Genomic DNA, 20336 nt, shown 5'->3' with positions numbered 1-20336 from the left:
CCCGCTTCAGCTCGTCCCGGCGCGGCGGCGCTTCTCGCGGCGGCGGCGGCTGGTCGTCGCGGGCTTGGGCACCGGGGTGTGCTCGGCCTCGGAGGGGTGCGTGGGCGGGAAGGGCGTGCCCTCGGGCAGGGCGCCTTGCGTCTCGCTGGGCAGCGCGGGCAGGCGGATGATGAAGGTCGCGCCCTCGCCCACGCGGCTCTGCACGCTCACGGTGCCGCCGTGGTTCTTCACGATGCGCTGGCAGATGGCGAGCCCCAGCCCCGTGCCCTTCTCCTTCGTGGTGAAGAAGGGGACGAAGATGTGTGGCTGCTGGTCCGCCGGGATGCCGGGCCCCGTGTCGGTGACGTGCACCTCCACGAACTCGGCATTCGCGCGGAACGCGCCGAAGCGGTCCGAGCGCACCGTGCGCGCCGTGATGCTCCCGCCCGCGGGGCCCAGCGCCTGCACGGCGTTCTGCACCAGGTTGATGAACACCTGCTTGAGCTGCTCGGCGTCGCCCTCCACGCGGTTGAGCTCGAGGTCCAGGTCCACGTTGAAGTGGATGCTCTTGGGGATCTCGTTCTGGATGAGCCGCATCGTGCGGGTCACCACCTCGTTGACGTCCGTGGGGCCGAAGCTCTGCTTCAGCGGCCGCGCGTAGTCGAGGAAGGCGGTCACCACGCCGTTGAGGCGGTTGACCTCCTCCACGATGACGTCCAGGAACTCGCCGTCCTCGCCCGGGAGCCTTCGCGGGTCCAGGCACTGCGCCGCGCCCTTGATGGCGCCCAGGGGGTTGCGGATCTCGTGCGCGAGGCCCGCCGCCATCTCGCCCAGGGCCGCGAGGCGATCGCGCTCGCGGATCTTCTCGTACAGCTTCGAGTTCTCGAGCGCCGTGCTGAAGCGCTCGGCGATGTCCAGGACGAGGGAGATCTCGTCCGAGGCGTAGGCCTCGGGCACGCGCTCGTCCCAGAGGTTGAGGAACCCGATGACCCGCTCGTTGCTCACCAGGGGCACCGTGATGCCGGCCTTCATCAGGGAGAGCGCCCCGCGCGTGTCGTGGATGCGCTTGAGCTCCTCGCGCACGCGCCTTCCTTCTCCATGGTGGCCGCGCAGCTCCGCCATGCGCCGCTCCAGGTTCTCCAGGAGCACCGCCTTCTGCCCGCCCGCCGCGTTGAACAGCAGGCCGCGCGCGGCCGCCGTGTCCAGGAAGCCCACCGGCTGCGGGCCCCGGAAGTCGAAGAGGCGGTAGCCCGGGCGGTCCTCGGCCAGCAGGTAGATGGAGGCGTGCGTCATGCGCCGCGTCTCGTTGAAGGCCTCGAGCACCAGGTGCGCGAGCTCCGCCACGTCGATGACGCTGGCCATGCGGGTGCGCAGCGCGCCCAGCACCCGCAGCAGCTCGAAGCGCTCGCGGAAGAAGAGGGCCACCACCTGCTCCTCCACCTTCTCGCGCAGGGGCTCGAGCAGGATGAGCACCACGAAGGCGGCCACCACCGTGTTGAAGAGGAAGAGCGGGGTGTTGCCCTCCACCCAGACGGTCAGCACGGTGAACACGGCGGCGAGGATGACGGCGAGCACCGTCTGGCTCGCGATCTTCCCCGCCAGCTCGTGCAGGTCCATCAGCCGCAGGCGCAGCAGCGTCTGGGCGAGGAGGAAGAGGTAGAGGGTGCTGAAGAGCGGCCCGAGCTGGGGGAAGGCCAGGTCGAAGTTCGCCAGGAAGTCCAGGCCGGCGAAGAGGATGGCGGCGGCCGCGCCCAGCGCGAGGTAGCGCAGGCGCACCCGCTCGATGCGGCTGTCGGCCCCCCGCATGCGGTGCACCAGCAGCCACGCGCTCGCGAGCAGCGCCCCGATGACCCAGGTGCCCACCGCGACCCGGGCCCAGGTGCGGTCGGCGAGCGGCGTCACCGCCACGGCCAGCCCCAGCAGGCCCGACAGCAGGCCGAGCCGGCGGCCGAGCCTCGCCGGGCCTTTGCGCACGCCGAGGAACTCGAGGAAGAAGGCCACCGCGGCCGCCGGGATGAGCGAGCCCAGCAGGAGCGCCGCCCCGACGCTGATGCGGCTGCCCCAGGGGTAGCCCCCCTCGGGGAAGACCCGGCGGAAGAAGGTGGCCAGGTAGTAGCCGCCCACGCACAGCGCCAAGAGCGAGTAGAGGGTGAGGACCCGGGGCCGGCTCGCCCTCAGCAACATCGACAGGCCGAGGGCCAAGCCGATGATGGATGCCAGGAGAGCGCTTTGCGTGCGAATGTCCATGAGCGCCGGCGAGTGTAACCTCTGTCACCCTCTGGAAATTTTTTACCCCTCGCCAGTTGTCCTCGCGCGTGCCGGAGCGCACTAGCTGCGCGAGGCCCCCGAACATGAAAGCCCTCGCCCCCCTGCTCGCTGCCGCTGCCCTGGCGTCCCTGGCCTTTGCCCAGGAGCCGGAGACCCCAGAGCCCGGCTCCTCGGAACCCGCTCCCCAGACGCAGACGGGCAACGCCCCGTCCGAGGCTCAGCTCAGCCCTCCTCCGGATGCGGAGAAGGTGCTGCTGCCCTCGGGCTACGTCGAGGTGGCGAACCCCGCCTTCCCCACGCCCGCGCCCTCGGCGCCCGCCATCGCCCCGCGCGGCCGCAAGTACACGCCGGACGACCTGGCGCCGTACTTCGCCGCCTCGCCGCTTCGCGAGGCGAAGGACGCCTTCGACCGCGGCCTCTACACCAAGGCCAGCGCGCTGCTGAAGGGCCAGGGGGACTCGCTCCCCGTGCGCTACCTGCGCGGCCTGTCTGCGCTGCGTGCCGGCGACGACGCGAGCGCCGCGCAGGAGATGAGCGCGCTCGCGCAGGACTACCCTGCGATGCGCGACCGCTGCCTCACCCACGCGGGCCTCGCCTACGAGGGGCTGAACAGGTTCGACGACGCGGCGCGCAGCTTCGCCGCGGTGCCCGAGGGCAGCCGCCTGTACCCGGACGCGCGCCTGGGCATGGCGCGCGTGCTGCGGCGCAAGAAGGACGCGGACGGCGCGCTCGCCGCGCTCGAGCCGCTCGCGAGCCGCAATGCGCCCAGCTGGGGCCGCAACGTGGGCGCCGAGGCGCTGCTCGCGAGCGCGGACATCGCCGCCGAGCGCAAGGACAAGGCCGCCGAGCGCGGCTTCCTCTGGCGCCTGTGGGCGCAGCACCCGCTCACCCCCATGGCGCAGCTGGCCGAGAAGCGCCTGGGCAAGAAGGAGAAGCCGCCGGTGGACGCGCAGGTGACGCGCGCCGAGCAGCTCATCGAGGCGCACCGCAACAAGCAGGGCATGGCGGCGCTCGAGCCGCTCTTGCCCACGCTCAAGCTGCCGGACGCGCTCGCGTGCCGCGCGCACTTCGCCTACGGCAAGGCGCTGCGCAAGGAGCGCCAGCACACGCGCGCCATCGCCGCGCTGGACCCGGTGGTCGCCGCCTGCCAGGACCCGGACCTCAAGGCGCGCGCGCTCTACGTCCTCGGCTCCTCGCGCTCCATCGTGGACCTGCAGGACGGGCCCAAGACCTACGAGCAGCTCGCGCGCGAGTTCCCCACCCACAGCTTCGCGGACGACAGCCTCTTCTACGCGGCGGACCTCTACCTCAAGACGAACCGCCCCGAGCAGGCGCGCGCGCGGCTGCAGGAGCTCTCGCGGCTCTACCCGCAGGGGGACTTCGTCGGTGAGGCGCTGTTCAAGGAGTTCTGGATCCTGCGCGGCCAGGACAAGGCGCCCGAGGCGCTGAAGGTGCTCGACCAGATCGAGCAGCGCTTCGCCCAGGCGGACGAGACCTACGACGTGGAGCGCGCCCGCTACTGGCGCGCGCGCATGCTGCAGGCCACGAAGCCGCAGGAGGCGGGCGCGCTCTTCGAGCGGCTCGCGCTCGACCATCCCGCCACCTACTACGGCCTCATGGCGCGCTCGCAGCTCTCCGCGCTGGACCCGCAGCGCCTCGAGCGCATCTCCAGCCAGCTGGTGTTCAGCGACGAGCGCCAGGAGCCCTGGCCCCTGTACGCGGGCACCCTGGGAGAGGACGTGCACTTCCAGGCGGGGGTGGAGCTGCTGCGCCTGGGCTTCCCGGAGGCGGTGAGCTCGGAGCTGCTCGCGGCGAACCGCTCGGGCCAGCCCGCCGAGCCCCTGCGCCTGCTGGTGCACGTGCTCGCGCTGGCGGGCGACGAGCGCTCGGCGCACGCGGTGGCGCGGCTCGCGCTGCGCGGCGACCTGAGCGGGCGCATCACGCCCAAGTCCCGGCCCGTCTGGGAGGTGGCGTATCCGAATGCCTTCCGGCCGCTCATCGAGAAGCACACCGCCCCCGCGAAGCTGGAGGCGGACCTGCTGCAGGCGCTGATGCGCGAGGAGAGCGCGCTGGACCCCAAGGCGCTCTCGTGGGCGGGCGCGCTGGGGCTCACCCAGCTCATGCCCTCGACGGCGCAGGCGGTCGCGCGCGAGCTGAAGCTGGGGCGCGTGAAGCCCGAGCGCCTGCTCGAGCCCGAGCTGAACATCCGCCTCGGGGCCTGGTACCTGGGCTCGCTGGTGAAGAAGTTCGAGGGCAACAAGCCCTACGCCATCGCGAGCTACAACGCCGGCGCGGGCGCGGTGAACCGCTGGCGCGCGGACAAGCGCGAGCTCGCACTGGACGAGTGGGTGGAGGAGATCCCCATCGCCGAGACGCGCGGCTACGTGAAGCGCGTGCTGCGCAGCTACAACACGTACCAGCTGCTCTACGGCCGCACCGCGCCGCTCGCCGCACCGCCCTCCGCCAAACTGTAGCGCGGGGGGCCTGCTGGCCTCGCGCAGGCTCCCGCCCTAGACTGAAGGGCGTGGAGTCGCCGCGCCGCGAGGACCCGAAGAACGCGCTGCTCAGACAGCTGCCCTCGATCGAGGTGCTGCTCAAGCGCCCCTCGCTCGCGCCACTGCTCGCCCCGCACCCGCGTGCGCGCGCCGTTGCCGCGCTGCGCCTCGCGGTGGAGCGCGTGCGCGCGCGGCTCCTGAGCGGAGAGGGCGGGGCGCTGGAGGATGCGGACGTGGCCGGGGCGCTGCGCTCCCTGCAGACCCCGAACCTGCGCCCCGTGCTCAACGCCACCGGCGTGGTGCTGCACACCAACCTCGGCCGCGCGCCGCTCGCGCCCGAGGCCGTGGCGCGCGTGGCCGCCATCGCCCGCGGCTACTCGAACCTCGAGTACGACCTGGACGAGGGCGAGCGCGGCAGCCGCTACACCCCCGTGGTGGCGCTGCTCACCCAGCTCACGGGCGCCGAGGACGCGCTCGTGGTGAACAACTGCGCCGCGGCCACGCTGCTGGTGCTCGCCGCGCTGGGCGCGGGTCGCGAGGCGGTGGTGTCACGCGGGGAGCTGGTGGAGATCGGCGGCGGCTTCCGCGTGCCGGACGTGATGCGCCAGTCCGGGGCGCGCCTCGTGGAGGTGGGCACCACCAACCGCACGCGCCTCCAGGACTACGCACAGGCAGTGGGGCCGGAGACGGGCCTGCTGGTGAAGGTGCACCGCTCGAACTTCGCGCTGGTGGGCTTCACCGAGGAGGTGGACACCGCCGCCCTCGCGCAGCTCGCCGAGGAGCGCCAGGTGCCCCTGTTCCAGGACCTGGGCTCCGGCGCGCTCGTGACGCTCGAGGCCGAGGGCCTGGGGCCCGAGCCCACCGTGCGCGCATGCGTCGCGGCGGGGGCGCACGTGGTGGCCTTCTCCGGCGACAAGCTGCTCGGGGGGCCGCAGGCCGGCATCATCGTGGGGCGCAGCGAGCTGGTCGCGCGCGTGAAGCGCCACCCGCTGTGCCGCGCGCTGCGCGTGGACAAGCTGACCGTGGCGGCGCTCGAGGCCACCCTGGAGCTCTACCGGGACGGCCGCGAGGACGCGCTGCCCACCCGCGCGCTGCTCGCCCAGCGCCCGGAGCAGCTGCGCGCCCGCGCCGAGCGCCTGCAGGCGCTGCTCGCCGCACGGGGAGCCGCCGCGCGGGTGGAGCCCTGCGTGGGGCAGGTGGGCGGGGGCTCGATGCCGCTCGCGCGCCTGCCCTCCTTTGCCTGTGTCCTCACCGTCGAGGGGCCGGAGCGCCTCCTGGAGCGCCTGCGCGCAGCCGAGCAGCCCGTTATTGGGAGGATCTCGGATGGCGCGGTGCTCCTGGATGTGCGCTGTCTGGCGGAGGAGGAACTCGGGCCGGTCGCCGACGCCGTCGGGTCGGCCTTGCAGGGTAGGCGTCCATGATCAACTCGTCGGTGCTCGTCTTAAACAGGTACTACCAGCCGGTCCACGTCACCTCGGTGAAGCGGGCCTTCGGCCTGCTGTACCTCGGGGTGGCCAAGGCGATCGACTCGCAGTACCGGCTCTACGAGTTCGAGGACTGGGCGGCGCTCTCCGCGGCGAACCACGAGGCGATCACCACGGTGGACCGCCGCATCCGCGTGCCGCGCGTGGTGGTGCTCTACGCCTACGAGTACCTGCCCAAGGGGCGTGTGCGCTTCAGCCGCCTCAACATCTACGCGCGCGACCACGACACCTGCCAGTACTGCGGCAAGACGCTGCCGCGCGCCGAGCTGAACCTGGACCACGTGCTGCCGCGCTCGCAGGGCGGCAAGACGAGCTGGGAGAACGTGGTCTGCTCCTGCGTGCCCTGCAACCTGCGCAAGGGCGGGCGCACGCCGGAGCAGGCCCGGATGCGCCTGCTCAAGAAGCCGGTGCGCCCGCGCTGGACCCCGCTGTTCCGCGGCGCCGCCAAGCGCGTCACCTACCGCGAGTGGCTGCCCTTCCTCACGCTCGCGGACGCGTCCTACTGGAACGTCGAGCTGCTGGACGAGTAATCGGGACCGGGCCCGCGCCGACTGCGCGCGGGCCCGTCCTCCTGCGCTACTGGATGGTGTAGTGGCAGGCGCAGGCGCCCGTGGTGCCCGAGCAGTTCGCACCCGCGGAGTCGAGGCACGCGAGCCCCGAGCAGCAGCCGAGCGTGGGCGAGCACGTCTGGCCGGCGCTCGAGCAGGTCGCGCCCAGCTGGCACGTGCCGCTGGTGGCGCCCGCCGGAATGTTGCAGCTCAGGCCCGTGCAGCAGTCGCCCGAGGTGGTGCAGGCCGCGGCCTGCGGCTGGCACTGCGGGGGCTGCTGGCAGGTGCCATTGGTGCAGACGCTGGAGCAGCACTCAGTGCTGCTGCCGCACGTGGTGCCGTTCGCCTTGCAGACGCTGCCCGCGTCCGGGGTGCCGGCATCGGAGCCGCTGCCGCCGCCCGTGCTCGGGACCTTGCAGGCGTAGGAGAGCTCGCCGTTTTCGAGGCACGACGTGCCGGCGCAGCACTCGCCGCTCACCGCGGGGTTGCAGCTCGTACCCACAGCCTTGCAGGTGAGGGCGGCCGCGCAGTGGCGCACGCCGGTGGTGGCGTCCGGCACGCAGGCGGCGCCGTTGCAGCACTGGTCGGCGAAATCGCAGACGTTGCCGGCAGGCAGGCAGCAGTTCGCCGTGCCATCGAGGCCGTTGGGGCAGGTGCCATTGGGCGGCTTGCAGTTGCCCTGCGCGTCGACGTACTGCGGCGGGCAGCCGAAGCAGCGCGGCACGCCGACCTGGTCGAGGCGGCAGGTGCGATCGTAGCCGCCGGCGACCTTGATGCCGTTGCAGCAGTTGGTCTCGTTGTTCACCGTGAAGGTGCCGCCGTCCGGCAGCAGCACGGGATTGCCGCTCGCATCGAGCGGCTTGCCGCAGATGGTGCCCGGCGCGCGGCAGGCCTGGCCGTTGTCGCAGCGGTTGTTGGTGTTGCCGCAGTCGACCGAGCCGTTGGGGATGCCGCCGCAGCAGGCGCTGTCCGCGTTGCAGTAGTCGCCCGCGACCTGGCAGCCGGAGACGCGCTGGCAGGCCTCCACGCCCGTGCCCGTGTCCGCGCACACCTTGCTGCAGCAGTTGTTGCCGGAGGTGCACGGGGTGCCGCCCACACCGCAGCTCGTGCCGCCCGTGGTCGCGATGCACGCGCCCGCCGTGCCGTCGTTGCGGGTGCACTGGCCAGAGCAGCAGTCTGCGTTCTTGAGGCACACGTCGTTGGTGGTGCGGCAGGCGGGGTCGGCCGCCACGCACTTCGAGCCGATGCAGTTGGTGCTGCAGCAATCCGTGCCAGCGCCGCAGCTGTCGCCCAGCGGCTTGCAGAGCCCGCCGTTGGCCGTGTTCTGACACGCGCCGTTCACGCAGGACCGGGTGCAACAGTCGGCGTTCGCGGTGCAGGCGCTGCCCGTGCTCTTGCACACCGGCACGGACACGGTCCCTCCGTCGTCCAGCACCACCTGGCCCGCGTCACCTCCGGCGTCGCTCCCGGCGTCGCTCCCGGCATCGCCCGCGTCCGGGTTGTTTCCGCCGTCCGTCTGTGTGGGAGGTGGGGGCGTGTCGTTGGTGTTCTTACAGGCGCTGAGGCTCAGCGCGCAGACGGCGGCGAGCAGCAGGAGGGGGGAGGTTCGCACGGGGAGGGCTCCTGAGTGGGGGCGCAGGCTTCGGCGCAAGCCAGACCCCTGCGGGGCACCTCCGGTCACTCACATTTTTTTTTCGCGCCGCGTGCGGGGCGCACCTGCGCACGCCTCGGGTGGAATGCTCCAGCAGCCGTGTTTCCGGGTGCAGTAGGGCAGGGGAGTCAGAGGTAGGCGTGGCGCCTACGGAACACTGGAGGCGCGAGCGAGGGGGCAGACGAGCCTCGCGGAGGCGAGGGAAGTCGACGCGGCAGCGCGGACCCGCTTTGATACGGGTCTCCGTGAAGCCCGCCTCGCTCTCGTCCGCCCTCCCGCCTGCCGCCACGCCGCGCTCCCCCGAGCCCGTGCGCTCCGCGGGTGAGACCTCCCCCCCGGGCCTCGCCACGCGTGCCCGGCCGCGCCGCATCCTCGCCATCGGCGGGGGCAAGGGCGGCATCGGCAAGTCGCTCGTGTCCTCGAACCTGGGCATCGCCCTGGCGCAGGCCGGCCACCGCGTGCTGCTGGTGGACGCGGACCTGGGCGGCGCGAACCTGCACACCTGCCTCGGGGTCGGGCAGCCCGGCGTGGGCCTGGGCGACTTCGTGCACGCCCCGCGCATGCGCCTGGAGGACGTGGCCGTGGAGACGGGCGTGCCGGGCCTGCGCCTCGTGGCCGGCGCCCAGGACATGCTGGACGCGGCGAACCTCAAGTACGCCCAGAAGCAGCGGCTGCTGCGCGGCATCCAGCAGGTGCAAGGGGTGGACTACATCGTCCTCGACCTCGGCGCGGGCTCCAGCTTCAACACGCTGGACTTCTTCGTCGCCGCGGACCACGGCCTGCTGGTGCTGCTGCCCGAGCCCACCTCGGTGGAGAACGCGTACCGCTTCGTGAAGGCGGCCTTCTTCCGGCGCCTGCAGCACGTGGAGTCGCAGTACGGCATCGAGGACCTGGTGGAGACCGCCCTCACCACCCGCGCGGGCGTGGTGCGCACCCCCTTCGACTTCATCGCCGAGGTGAAGGCCGAGGATCCGCAGCTCGGCGCACGGCTCGAGAAGGAGCTGCACTCCTTCCGCGTGCGCCTCGTGGTGAACCAGGTGCGCACCGCGGGCGATCGCGGCGTGGGCCGGGCGGTGGTCTCCGCCTGGAAGAAGTTCTTCGGCCTCGAGATGGACGAGCTCGGCGCCATTCCCTACGACGACGAGGCCTGGCGGGCCGTGCGCAAGCGCCGCCCCGTCCTCCTCGAGCACCCCGACTCCCACGCCGCCCAGGGCCTGCGCTCCATCGCCGAGCGCCTCCTGGCGCTGGATGCCCCCTCTCGCTGAGCCCCGCCCATGAAACCCTTCGAGCAGCAGACGTACTACGAGATCCTCGACCTGCCGCCGTCCGCCTCGGACGCGGAGATCCGCGATGCGCACGCGCGCGCGCTGGAGATGTACGCCCCGGACTCGGTGGCGGTGTACGCGCTCGAGGACCCGAGCCGGCTGCAGGCGCTGCGCGCCCGCATCACCGAGGCCATGGAGATGCTCACTGACGCGGACCTGCGGCGCGAGTACGACACGTCGCTGGGGCTGCCCCCGCGCGAGCTCGCGCGCGCCGAGTCGCTGCGCGCCGCAGCGCAGGGTGACCTCAGCGCGGCCGCCGCAGCGCAGCCGCTCGCCCGCGGCGCCGCGGGCCGCCTCTTCGCACGGCTGTCCTCGCCGCAGCCCGGCTTCTCCATCTCCTACGTCGGCCTCTCGCCGCTCCCCCTGCTGGGCGACGCCGCGGCGCCCGCTCCGGCAGAGTCGCCGCGCGCTGCGCCGGCCCCCGAGCCTGTCCCTCCTGCCGCGCGCATCGAGGCACCTGCGCCCGCGGAGGTGGCGGTCGAGCCTGCCGCGGCCGCTCGCAACGCGCGCCCGCAGGACGCTGCGCCCGTGCGCGGCGCTGCCGACGAGCCGCAGGCCTCGGTCCCCGCCCGCCCGGCGGAGCACGCGCAGACGTCGGCGGCCGCCGACGAGCCCGTGCGTCCCGCGGTGGCGGCGGAGCGGAGCGCGGGTCGTCCCGCCGAGGCTTCGGAGCCCACGCCCGCCGCTCCCGCGACGGGGGAGGGCGGTGCGCCCTCGTCGTCCGAGTCGGCGCTCGCCCTGGTGCCCGGGCGCTCCGGCGCGGCGCGGGGCGAGCCGCGGGCTGCCGAGGCTCGCGCCGCCGAGCCGCGCGCCGCCGAGCCCCGTTTCGACGAGCCGCGCCCGCGCGCCCCCGAGCTCCCGCCCGACACCGAGTTCAACGGCGAGCTGCTGCGCCGCGTGCGCGAGAGCCGCGGCTTCACGCTGCGGGTGCTCGCCGATCGCACGAAGATCGGCACCCGTCACCTGGAGAACGTGGAGGCGGATCGCTACGACGCGCTGCCCAGCCCCGTGTACCTGCGTGGCATCCTCATGAGCCTCGCGCGCGAGCTGGGGCTGGACCCCTTGCGCGTGAGCAAGAGCTACCTCGCGCTCACGAGCCGTCCGCGGGGCCGCTGAGCCGGCCCTTCCGAATGTTGACTCACTCCGTGGTGCTGCCTAGAAAGGTCGAGCGATGACGGAAGAGGAAAAGATCAAGGCGATGCGGCTGGCCCGGGCGATCGCCTCGGACATCTCGCTCTACAACGAGCAGAAGATCATCAAGGGCATCGAGCAGGACAACCTGTTCGAGGTGCTCAAGGACGAGCTCGACGAGGGCCGCGAGCTCTACAAGAGCCGCGTCAGCGCCGAGGTCTTCACCCAGATGAACTTCTTCGAGCGCGCGGTGAACGACATCGTCCTGCGCTCGAAGGCGCACGTGAAGTCGAAGATTTGGTAGCTGCGCAGGCGCCCGAGCCGCGCGAGCTGCGCGCGCCCCCGGAGGCCCGCGGCGAGCGCGTGGACCAGTACCTCGCGCGCGCGCTGCCCGAGCTCACCCGCTCGCGGCTCGCCGCGCTCATCGAGGCAGGCCACGTGCAAGTGGACGGCCGCCAGGTGAAGCCCGCGGCGCGCCTGCGCGGCGGGGAGCTGCTGCGCGTGAGCGTGCCGGCGCCCGTGGCTGCGAAGCCCGCCGCGGAAGAGCTGCCCCTCACGCTGCTGCACGAGGACCGTGACCTGGTGGTCGTGGACAAGGCGGCCGGCATGGTGGTGCACCCGGGGGCGGGCCACGCGAGCGGCACCCTGGTCAACGCCCTGCTGCACCGGGTGAAGGACCTCGCGGGCGTCGGCGGCGAGCTGCGGCCGGGCATCGTGCACCGGCTGGACAAGGACACCTCCGGCTGCCTCGTGGTGGCCAAGCACGAGCAGGCCCTGGTGGCGCTGCAGAAGGCCTTCAAGACGCGCGAGGTGCAGAAGACCTACCTCGCGCTGGTGCACGGCGAGCCGCCCGCGGAGGGGCGCATCGAGACCCTCTACGGGCGCCACCCCATCCACCGCCAGCGCTTCAGCGGGCGGGTGAAGGCGGGCAAGCCCGCGCTCACCGGGTTCCGCGTGCGCGAGCGCTTTCCGGGCGCGGCGCTGCTCGAGGTGGAGCTGCACACCGGGCGCACGCACCAGATCCGCGTCCACCTCTCCGAGGCGGGCCACCCGCTCCTGGGAGACGCGCTGTACGGCGGCACCAAGCGCAGCAAGGGCCCGGTGGGTGAGGTGCAGGCGGCGCTCGGCCGCCAGGCGCTGCACGCGTGGCGCCTCGCGTTCGCGCACCCGCGCACCCGCAAGGCGCTGCACTTCGAGGCGCCGCTGCCCGCGGACCTCGAGGCGGCGCTCGCCTCGCTGCGCGCCCTGCGCTGAAGCTGGGCGGGGAGCGTTGCTCGGGCGGGTGCGGGCATCCTGTGCCCGTTGCGGGGCCCGCTCCGGAAAGGAAGCGGCGCGCCCCCTCCCGGAGGCGCGCCGCGGATGCTGCGAGAGACAGAAGTCGCTACTGCTTGCCGGCGGCGGGCGGAGGCGCCACCGCGCCGCTCTGGCCCTTGAGCCCCACGCGCAAGAGCAGCGCCGCGAGCAGCATGAAGACGGCGAAGCCGAAGAGGTTGGACCACACGACGTGGGCAACCTCGCTCTCGCCGATGGCGTTGAGCAGCCGCCCCAGCGCGCCCTCGGTGCCCAGCTGCTGGGGGATGTTGATCGCCCGCGTGCCGGCGCCGCCGGTGGCAATCTCCAGGAAGGCGATGAGCACGCCCGCGATGGCGCCACCCGCGATGTAGCCCGAGGACAGCAGCGTGCCGGGGGAGAACTCGGACTCGGCCGCCGAGCCGCCGCGCACCTTGTCCACGAAGTAGCGGACGAGGCCGCCCACGAAGATGGGCGAGCTGGTGGAGATGGGCAGGTACACGCCCACCGCGAAGGGCAGGGAGGACACGCCGCTCAGCTCGAGCATCAGCGAGATGAACACGCCGAGCAGCACCAGATCCCACGGCAGCTTCTGGGTGAGGATGCCGTCGATGATCAGCGCGAACAGCTGCGCCTTGGGGGCGCTGTAGCGGGTGAGCGAGTGGCCCTCGTACTCGGTGACGCGGCCGCCGATGCCCGGGTCCACGAGGTACTGGATGCTCTGGGCCTCGTCCACGAGGTACTTGCCGGTGGGCACGGGCGAGTCGCTGCCCGAGCGCACGTAGCCGACGTGGTAGGTGCGCGTGGGGCCCGGCGCGAGGGAGCCCAGCTCGCTCACCTTGAGGGAGGCGCCCCCGCGCAGGTGCAGCGTGGTCGCCGCCACCTCCTGCGCGGTGAGGGACTTCCAGCTGCGCAGCTCGGTGGCACCGCGGCTGCTCAGCTCCAGGCCCGCGCCGAAGGCCGCCGCGCGCAGCTGGGCGAGGTCGGCGCCGCGCGCCTTCAGGGTCCCCTCGTCCACCGCCCAGACGTAGCTGTGCTGCACCACCTGCTCGTCGCTCAGCTCGCTCACCGGCTGGTTCGGGTGGGGCTCGGGGAGGATGGTGGTGGCGCCCTTGTTGAGCGTGACCAGCGTGAGCCCGATGACGGCCGCGCTGGTGAGCACGCCGACGAAGAGCGCGACCTGCTGCCGGCGCGGCGTGCCGCCCACGAGGAACGCGGTCTTGAGGTCCTGCGCCGTGGTGCCGCCGTTGGAGGCCGCGATGCCCACGATGGCCGCCGTGGTGAGCGCCATGAAGCGGTCCGCCGGCGAGGTCCAGCCGAGCATCAGGTACACGAGGCAGGTGATGAGCAGGGTTGCCACCACCATGCCGGAGATGGGGTTGGACGAGGAGCCGATCTCCCCGGTGATGCGCGCGCTCACCGTGACGAAGAAGAAGCCGAACAGCACGATCAGCACCGCGGAGACGAAGTTCACGTGCAGCGGCGGGGCGAGCCAGATGATGAGCACCAGCAGCGCGCTGCCCACGAGCACCACCGTGATGGGCAGGTCCTGCTCGGTGCGCAGCAGCGTGGGCATGCTCGCCGCCGGGCGGCGGCTGGCCATCAGGGTCTCGAAGCCGCGCTTGAAGGCGCTGACGATGGTGGGCAGCGAGCGCAGCAGGCTGATGAGGCCGCCGGTCGCCACCGCGCCCGCGCCGATGTACAGCACGTACGCGTCACGGATGGCGTCCGGGGACATGTCCCGGATGAGGGCCCCGTCGTGGCGCAGGAAGGGCTCGGTCATCCCGCTGCCGAAGAACTTGATCATCGGGATGAGCACCAGGTAGCTGAGCACGCCTCCCGCGAAGGTGATGCCCGCGACCTTGGGCCCGATGATGTAGCCCACGCCCAGCAGCTCGGGGCTGATCTCCACCGACATCGAGCCGCCCTGGAACCCCGCGGGGACCACCTTGCCCGCCACGGTCTTGGTCCAGCTGAGCGCCGTGCCCACCACTTCCTTCCAGAGCTTCATGCCGGCGTACGCGAACTTGTAGAGCCCGCCCACCGCGAAGCCGAGCACCACCGTCTTCGCGTTGGTGCCGCCCTGCTCGCCCACGATGAGCACGTCCGCGCACGCGGTGCCCTCGGGGTAGGTGAGGTTGCCGTGCTCCTGCACGATGAGGCCCGGGCGCAGCGGGATCATCATCAGCACGCCGAGCACGCCGCCCAGGGAGGCGATGAGGAAGGCGTGCATCAGGTCGATGTCGTAGCCGAGCAAGAGCAGCGCCGGCAGCGCCGCCGCCACGCCGAACGCGAGCGACTCGCCGGCCGAGCCCACCGTCTGCACGATGGTGTTCTCGAGGATGCTCGAGCGGCCCCAGGCCCGGAAGATCGCGATGGAGAGCACCGCGATGGGGATGGAGGCGGAGACCGTGAGGCCCACCTTCACCGCCAGGTACACCGAGGACGCCGCGAACACGATGCCCAGCACCGAGCCCAGCACCAGGCCGCGCAGGGTGAGCTCGACGGGGGACTGGGTCGCGGGGATGTAGGGCGAGTGGACGGCGTGCGCCTGGGCTACCGGCACGCGGTCTTCGGGGGTCGGCGGGTGGCCGTGGGACAAGTCGCGCTCCTTCAGCGAGGAAGGACCGCGTCATAGCAAGGGATTGCCCGCAGGCCCAACGCGCCGCGCAGCCACCGGACGTCGGACGTCAGACGCACCGCGGCGCCCGACCGCCCCTCCGGAAGGAGAGGGCAGGGGCGCCGCGCGCACTGCTGCTGCGATGGGCCTTGGGGCTACTGCTGGGCCGCCATCAGGCTCTCGGGGTCCACCTCGGCCATCAGCGCCGCGAGCTCCGCCTTGAGCTTGTCCTTCGCGCGGATCTCCAGCTGGCGGGCGCGCTCGCGGCTGAAGCCGAAGTGCTCGCCCAGCTCCTTGAGGGTCATGGGGCGCTCGTTCATCACGCGCTGCTCGATGATGAAGCGCTCGCGCGGGTCCAGGCGCATCAGCGCGGTGCGCACGCGGGCGTTGATGATGCCCGCCTCCTCCTTGTCCGCGAACTCGTCGTCCTGGCTCGCGCTCGCGCTCTGCACGAAGTCCACGTGGCTGTTGCCGCCGTCCTCGCCCATGGGGGCGTCGAGCGACAGGTCGCGCCCGCCCATGCGCTGCTCCATCTCGCGCACCTCGCCCGGCTTCACGTGCAGGCGCTTGGCGATCTCGTCCACGTTCACGCCCGGGGCGTCGTTGGTGCCGAACTTCTCCAGCTCGCGGCGCGTGCGGGCGAGGCTGAAGAAGAGCTTGCGCTGGGCCTGGGTGGTGCCGAGCTTCACCAGCGACCAGCTCTTGAGGATGTAGTTCTGGATGTACGCGCGGATCCACCACACCGCGTAGGAGATGAGGCGGATGCCCTTGTCCGGATCGAACTTCTGCACGGCCTTCATCAGGCCGATGTTCCCCTCCTGGATGAGGTCCGACATCTTGATGCCGTAGGAGCGGTACTCGTAGGCCACCTTCACCACGAAGCGCAGGTTGCTCGTCACCAGCCGGTGACCGGCCGCCAGGTCGCCCTTGATGAAGCGCCGCGCGAGCAGCTGCTCCTCCTCCACCGTGAGCAGGGCGTACTGGTTGATCTCCGAGAGGTACATCGCCAGGGAGCCAGAGTTCGAGGACTGCTCAGTGGTTGCCTGCATGTGGTCTGCTCCGACGGTGGGGGCCTCGCCGAGGCCGTGGAGGGAAGGGGGAACCCTTCTGACAACTTGACAGCGGCTCCCTTGAGCAACCCCGGTGCCAACCGCGCCTCCGGGATTTCGCCAGTGTCCGCGCGCACTTGGCGAATCGCGCGGCCATGCAGGGCCCGGAGGGGAGTAAGCATTACAGCCCCGCGCCGCCTGCCCTTGCCGATGAAGGCTGTAAGAAGTTCCGAAACGTCGCTCGGCTGCCTCTTGCCCTTCCTCCTCGGCGTCCCAAGGACTAACGCCCGGGCGCGGCGCCGTCGGCGGGGCGCGCCACGCGCGGCCGGTGGGAGGGCGGGCGCAAGGGCGCTGCCCTCCGGGAGCGCCCTGGGCGGGGAGGCGCGCTACGGGGCGCGCGGGCCGGGCGAGGGCGGCGGGCCCTTGCGAGGAGGCGGGTGGGCGAGCGTGGCGAGCAGCCGCGCGGCCTCACCCTCCTGGAGAGGCCTCCCACCGAAGCGGGCCTCCAGGTAGCGCCGGGCCACGGGGCGCAGCGCGGGGCCCAGGGGGTGTCCCTCGGCCTCCAGGCGCGCGCCGAGGCGCTCGAGCGGCTCCTGCGGCTGGGGCCGCACGCCGGCGCGCGCGAGGCGCCGCTCCACGGCCTCGAGGAAGCGCGTGGCGTCCAGGGGGCGGGTGCGCTGGCGTGCGCGCGTGGCGAAGCGCCAGGTCGCGTAGACGGCGAGCCCCACCGCCAGCGCCGCAGCCCATGCGCGCGCAGGGGGCAAGGGCACCTGGCCGCGCGCGCCCTCGGGGCCGCGCTCTCGCGGCGGGCGCACCAGCGCGCTCGCCAGCTGCATCTGGTCGCGGAAGGAGTAGTCCACCACGGCCGCCCGCCACAGGTTCTCCATCCGCTCGTACAGGGTGACGAGCGCCTCGAGCACCGCGAGCGGCTGCGCGGCGCGGTAGTCGGGCGGGGTGGGGTCCACCGTGACGAAGCCCTGGCCGGGGACGAGCACGTGCGTCCACGCGTGCGCATCGCCTGCGCGCACGATGTAGCCGTCCTGCACGCGCTCGCCGCCGTAGAAGCCCGTGGCGAGGCGCGCCGCGATGCCCTGGGTGCGCAGCATGATGGTGAGCGCGGTGGCGAAGTGCTCGCAGTGGCCCTCCTTGCGGCCGAAGAGGAAGTCGGCGAGCGGGTCCTCCACGTCGCCGCCCAGCTCCAGCGTGTAGCGGTACTCGCGCTGCAGGAAGGCCTCGAGCTTGTGCGCCGCGCGCAGCGGGTCCTGCTCCCCCGCGAGCACCTTCTCGGCGAGCGCTCCCACCCGCGGGTCCAGCCCCATGGGCAGCGCGAGCAGCTGGTCTCGCTCGGGGATGGACATGGCGTCCGGCACGGGGGCGGCCTCGCCCGGCATGCTGTAGGCCTCGTAGAAGAAGCCGGAGCCGTCCGTTGCGAAGCGCACCTCGCTCGTGCCCACGCGCACCAGGCCCAGGCGCTGGCGGTCCGCGCCCGAGACCGTGTAGCCGTTGCCCAGGCGCGCCGGCGTCTCGAGCGCGATGAGCGTGCGCGCGCCGTAGGCCGGCAGCAGCTCGAGGCGCTGGTGCACCAGCCCCTCGCCACCGCGCCGCAGCGTCACCACCTGGCGCGGCGGCAGCGGCTCGCCCACGCTGGACCACTCCGTCCCGTCGAAGGTGTCGAAGGTGCGCCCCAGCCAGTGCGCATTGAGCGTGTCCGCGCCGGGATCCGGGGTGAGCTGCGCCCGCAGCACGACGCGCGGGTTGCTCTTGATGGTGCCCGAGCCCCCCAGCCGCACCTTGTCCGCGAAGCCCGCCGTGGCCACACCGAGGCCCGCGCTGCCGCGGCGCGAGGCCATGTTCCAGCTCACGCGCGGGAAGAGGATGAAGAAGGTGATGGCGCCCAGCACCGCGAAGAGCACGCCCACCGAGAGCGGCCCCAGCGCCTCGCGCACCGGGACGCGCTCCTCCTCGGGCACCACCGCCTCGATGGCGGACAGCCCCATGGAGAGGCAGCTGAGCACGGTGAAGGCGATGAGGCAGAGCGCGAAGGGCAGGTCGCCCGAGAGCGCCGCGCCGCCCGCGATCATCAGCAGCCCCACCAGGTGCACGTGGCCGTCGGTGGCCGGGGAGGGGGTGGACAGGAGCCGCTGCGCGGCGACGAGCGCGGCGAAGGCGCTCGCGGCCACCACCGGATCCAGCCCCTCGCGCGTCACCTGGACGTAGAGCATCGCAGCGCTGCCCAGGAGCAGCAGCGCGCTCGCGAGCGTGCGCTGCCCGAGCACCCGGCGCCCGAGCAGCGCGAGCAGCAGCGAGAGCCCGAACACCCCGAGCGTCCACGCGGGGAGCTGGCCGCTCACGGCCATGGCGCCGAAGCCCGCGCCGCAGCCCAGGTCGCGCAGCCGCAGTCTGAGCCGGGTGGGGGGCCTCATGCCGCCTGCTCCGCGTCGAAGCCGAGCCACGCGAGCGCGCGCAGCAGCCGCCGCTCCTGGCCCGGGCCCGCCGCCGGCCGCAGGCTCAGCGCTCCGGCCCGCAGGCCCACCTCGTGCCCCTCGCCGAGCAGCTGGTGCGCCTGCGCCGCCACCTGCTCGCACGCGCGCTCGAGCGGCTCTCCCTCGAGCCCCGGCTCCAGCTCGAGGAGGAACACGCGCAGGTCCTCGCGCTCGCGCTGCACGGCGAGCAGCCGTCCCGCGGCGGCGCTCTTGAGCCAGTGCACGCGCCGCACGTCCTCGCCCTCGCCGAGCTCGCGCAGGCCCAGCACGTCCCCGGTGCCGTCGGTGCGCAGCGGGTTGCCCACGTCGCCCACGCGCCCCTGCAGCGCGGCCGGGGCCTGCGCGCAGGCGAAGCCGCGGCGCGGGTAGACGAGCAGCGTGCCGGGCAGCTCGAAGGTGCGCGTCTTGGCGAAGAGGCCGAGCGGGTAGGTGGTGGTCACCCGCACGCCCGAGAGCGCGAGCGGCCCGCGCCGCGGCGCCACGAGGTCCGCGCGCACCACCTGCTCGGCGCCCGCGCGCAGGTGCGGCAGCTGCCCCGCGCCCGCGAGCGGCGCCGCAGGCACGTCCCCGCTCCCGGCCATGGCCTCGACGGCGGCCTCGGAGATGCGCAGCGCGAAGGCGTGGCCCTTCTTGCGCCTCAGCGCCCAGCGGAAGGCGAAGGGCTCGGCGGCGAAGGCGGCCTCGCTGCCCAGCCGGCGCACCTCGAGGTCGCGGAGGCAGCGCTCGCTGAGCACGCCGGAGACCACCATCAGGCTGAGCAGCAGCCCCAGCACCAGGTAGAGCAGGTTGTTGCCGGTGTTGAGCGCCCCCAGCCCGATGCCCACGGTGAGCACCAGGTAGGTGCGCCCCATGCGGGTGACCTGCAGCGTGCGCGGCGGCCGCAGCCGCGCGCGCAGGCGCTGCGCAAGCCCCGGCGGCGCATGTGGCGCCCGGGTGCTCACCGCGGCGCCGGCACCTTGCGAACCAGCTCGCCCAGCAGGTGCGCCGCCTCGTCCCGCGCCGCGGCGCCCGCCCCCGCGCTGCGCAGCAGCAGCCGGTGGGCGAGGCAGGGCACCAGCACCTCGCGCACGTCCGCGGGGGTGACGAAGTCGCGCGCGTCCCACAGCGCCTGCGCGCGCGCGGCCCGGCCCAGGGCGAGCACCGCGCGGGTGGAGGCGCCGCGCTCGATGTCCCCGTGGCTGCGCGTGGCGTGCGCGAGCCGCACCACGTAGTCCGCCACCGCGCCGTCCAGGTGCAGCCCCGCCGCGAGCTCGCGCAGGCCCAGCAGCTCCTCCGGCGTGGCCACCGCGCTCAGGCCCTGCAGCGGGCTCGCCGCGCCGCGGGTGGTGAGCAGCCGCGCCTCCACCTCGGCGGAGGGGTGGCCCAGGGACAGCCGCATGAGGAAGCGGTCCAGCTGCGAGTCCGGCAGCGGGAAGGTGCCCGAGAGGTCCACCGGGTTCTGCGTGGCCACCACCGTGAACGGGCGCGGCAGCAGGTGCGTGGTGCCATCCAGGGACACCTGGCCCTGCGCCATCGCCTCCAGCAGCGCGGACTGGGTGCGCGGCGGAGCGCGGTTGAGCTCGTCCGCGAGCACCAGCTGGCGGAAGAGCGGGCCGGGGCGGAAGTTGAACGCGGCGGTGGGCGCGTGGAAGACCTGGGCGCCCAGCACGTCCGCGGGCAGCAGGTCGGCGGTGAACTGGATGCGCGCGAAGGACAGCGCACAGCCGCGCGCGAGCGCCTCGGCGAGCGTGGTCTTGCCCACGCCGGGCACGTCCTCGAGCAGCAGGTGCCCGTCCGCGACGAGGCAGGTGACGGTGAGGCGCGCCTCGCGCTCCTTGCCCTGCACGACGCCGCTGAGCAGCGCCGCGAGGCGCTCCATGGACGCGCGTGCCTGGGCGGGAGAAGGGGTGGGGGAGAGGGCTCGAGCGGGCTGGTTCATCCAGCCGCGCACTCTAACCTTTCCCCGCGGCGCGCACCCCCGAAGCTGCGGATGCCGCGCGCGCTGGCGGGGCGGGGGCGCGCACGCCCGCTCGC

General features: G+C 73.2%; 14 protein-coding genes. 7 read left to right on the top strand and 7 right to left on the bottom strand.

Features of this window, described 5'->3' with window-relative positions; genetic code table 11:
• Positions 1 to 6: 6 nt before the first annotated feature.
• The gene (locus tag FGE12_RS16775) at positions 7 to 2226 is read right to left on the bottom strand and encodes an ATP-binding protein (RefSeq protein WP_153867493.1); all 2220 of its coding nucleotides are present in this window, start codon (positions 2224 to 2226) and stop codon (positions 7 to 9) included.
• Between the two features lie 104 nt (positions 2227 to 2330).
• Here FGE12_RS16775 and FGE12_RS16770 point away from each other — a divergent pair, with 104 nt between their 5' ends.
• Genes FGE12_RS16770 through FGE12_RS16760 form a run of 3 tightly spaced genes read left to right on the top strand, consistent with a single transcriptional unit; the run spans position 2331 to position 6756 of the window.
• Positions 2331 to 4721, top strand: coding sequence for a transglycosylase SLT domain-containing protein (locus FGE12_RS16770; protein WP_153867492.1), 2391 nt, complete (start codon positions 2331 to 2333; stop codon positions 4719 to 4721).
• Between the two features lie 50 nt (positions 4722 to 4771).
• Complete coding sequence (selA, locus tag FGE12_RS16765; RefSeq protein ID WP_194797953.1) at positions 4772 to 6163, top strand: L-seryl-tRNA(Sec) selenium transferase; 1392 nt, start codon at positions 4772 to 4774, stop codon at positions 6161 to 6163.
• On the top strand, positions 6160 to 6756 hold the full coding sequence (locus FGE12_RS16760) for an HNH endonuclease (RefSeq protein ID WP_153867491.1): 597 nt from the start codon (positions 6160 to 6162) through the stop codon (positions 6754 to 6756). Before selA ends, FGE12_RS16760 begins: the two co-directional genes overlap by 4 nt.
• Before the next feature lie 46 nt (positions 6757 to 6802).
• Here FGE12_RS16760 and FGE12_RS16755 read toward each other — a convergent pair whose 3' ends face one another.
• On the bottom strand, positions 6803 to 8386 hold the full coding sequence (locus tag FGE12_RS16755) for a hypothetical protein (protein WP_153867490.1): 1584 nt from the start codon (positions 8384 to 8386) through the stop codon (positions 6803 to 6805).
• Between the two features lie 284 nt (positions 8387 to 8670).
• Here FGE12_RS16755 and FGE12_RS16750 point away from each other — a divergent pair, with 284 nt between their 5' ends.
• Genes FGE12_RS16750 through FGE12_RS16735 form a run of 4 tightly spaced genes read left to right on the top strand, consistent with a single transcriptional unit; the run spans position 8671 to position 12135 of the window.
• A complete protein-coding gene (locus FGE12_RS16750; RefSeq protein WP_370459031.1) occupies positions 8671 to 9690 on the top strand; it encodes a P-loop NTPase in 1020 nt (339 codons plus the stop codon).
• A 9-nt stretch (positions 9691 to 9699) separates the two neighbouring features.
• Complete coding sequence (locus tag FGE12_RS16745) at positions 9700 to 10866, top strand: helix-turn-helix domain-containing protein (protein ID WP_153867488.1); 1167 nt, start codon at positions 9700 to 9702, stop codon at positions 10864 to 10866.
• Between the two features lie 55 nt (positions 10867 to 10921).
• A complete protein-coding gene (locus tag FGE12_RS16740) occupies positions 10922 to 11185 on the top strand; it encodes a hypothetical protein (RefSeq protein WP_153867487.1) in 264 nt (87 codons plus the stop codon).
• Positions 11179 to 12135 (top strand): RluA family pseudouridine synthase, encoded by a 957-nt coding sequence (locus tag FGE12_RS16735; protein ID WP_153867486.1) that lies wholly within the window; start codon positions 11179 to 11181, stop codon positions 12133 to 12135. The genes FGE12_RS16740 and FGE12_RS16735 overlap by 7 nt, the downstream gene beginning before the upstream one ends.
• Positions 12136 to 12262: 127 nt before the next feature.
• Here the strand turns inward: FGE12_RS16735 and FGE12_RS16730 are convergent, their stop codons facing one another.
• From FGE12_RS16730 to FGE12_RS16710, 5 genes are all read right to left on the bottom strand, one after another.
• The gene (locus FGE12_RS16730; protein ID WP_153867485.1) at positions 12263 to 14773 is read right to left on the bottom strand and encodes an OPT family oligopeptide transporter; all 2511 of its coding nucleotides are present in this window, start codon (positions 14771 to 14773) and stop codon (positions 12263 to 12265) included.
• Between the two features lie 173 nt (positions 14774 to 14946).
• Positions 14947 to 15840, bottom strand: coding sequence for an RNA polymerase factor sigma-32 (locus FGE12_RS16725; RefSeq protein ID WP_153867484.1), 894 nt, complete (start codon positions 15838 to 15840; stop codon positions 14947 to 14949).
• 386 nt (positions 15841 to 16226) lie between these two features.
• Positions 16227 to 18263 carry a DUF3488 and transglutaminase-like domain-containing protein gene (locus tag FGE12_RS16720; RefSeq protein ID WP_153867483.1) on the bottom strand — a complete coding sequence of 679 codons (2037 nt, stop codon included), beginning with the start codon at positions 18261 to 18263 and terminating at the stop codon, positions 16227 to 16229.
• The gene (locus FGE12_RS16715; protein WP_370459030.1) at positions 18260 to 19264 is read right to left on the bottom strand and encodes a DUF58 domain-containing protein; all 1005 of its coding nucleotides are present in this window, start codon (positions 19262 to 19264) and stop codon (positions 18260 to 18262) included. The genes FGE12_RS16720 and FGE12_RS16715 overlap by 4 nt, the downstream gene beginning before the upstream one ends.
• Entirely contained in the window at positions 19261 to 20241 is a 981-nt protein-coding gene (locus tag FGE12_RS16710) for a MoxR family ATPase (protein ID WP_153867482.1), read from the bottom strand. The genes FGE12_RS16715 and FGE12_RS16710 overlap by 4 nt, the downstream gene beginning before the upstream one ends.
• Between the last annotated feature and the right edge of the window lie 95 nt (positions 20242 to 20336).

It is taken from the genome of Aggregicoccus sp. 17bor-14, from assembly GCF_009659535.1.
Lineage (GTDB): Bacteria > Myxococcota > Myxococcia > Myxococcales > Myxococcaceae > Aggregicoccus.
This window is presented reverse-complemented; position numbering and strand designations above follow the sequence as displayed.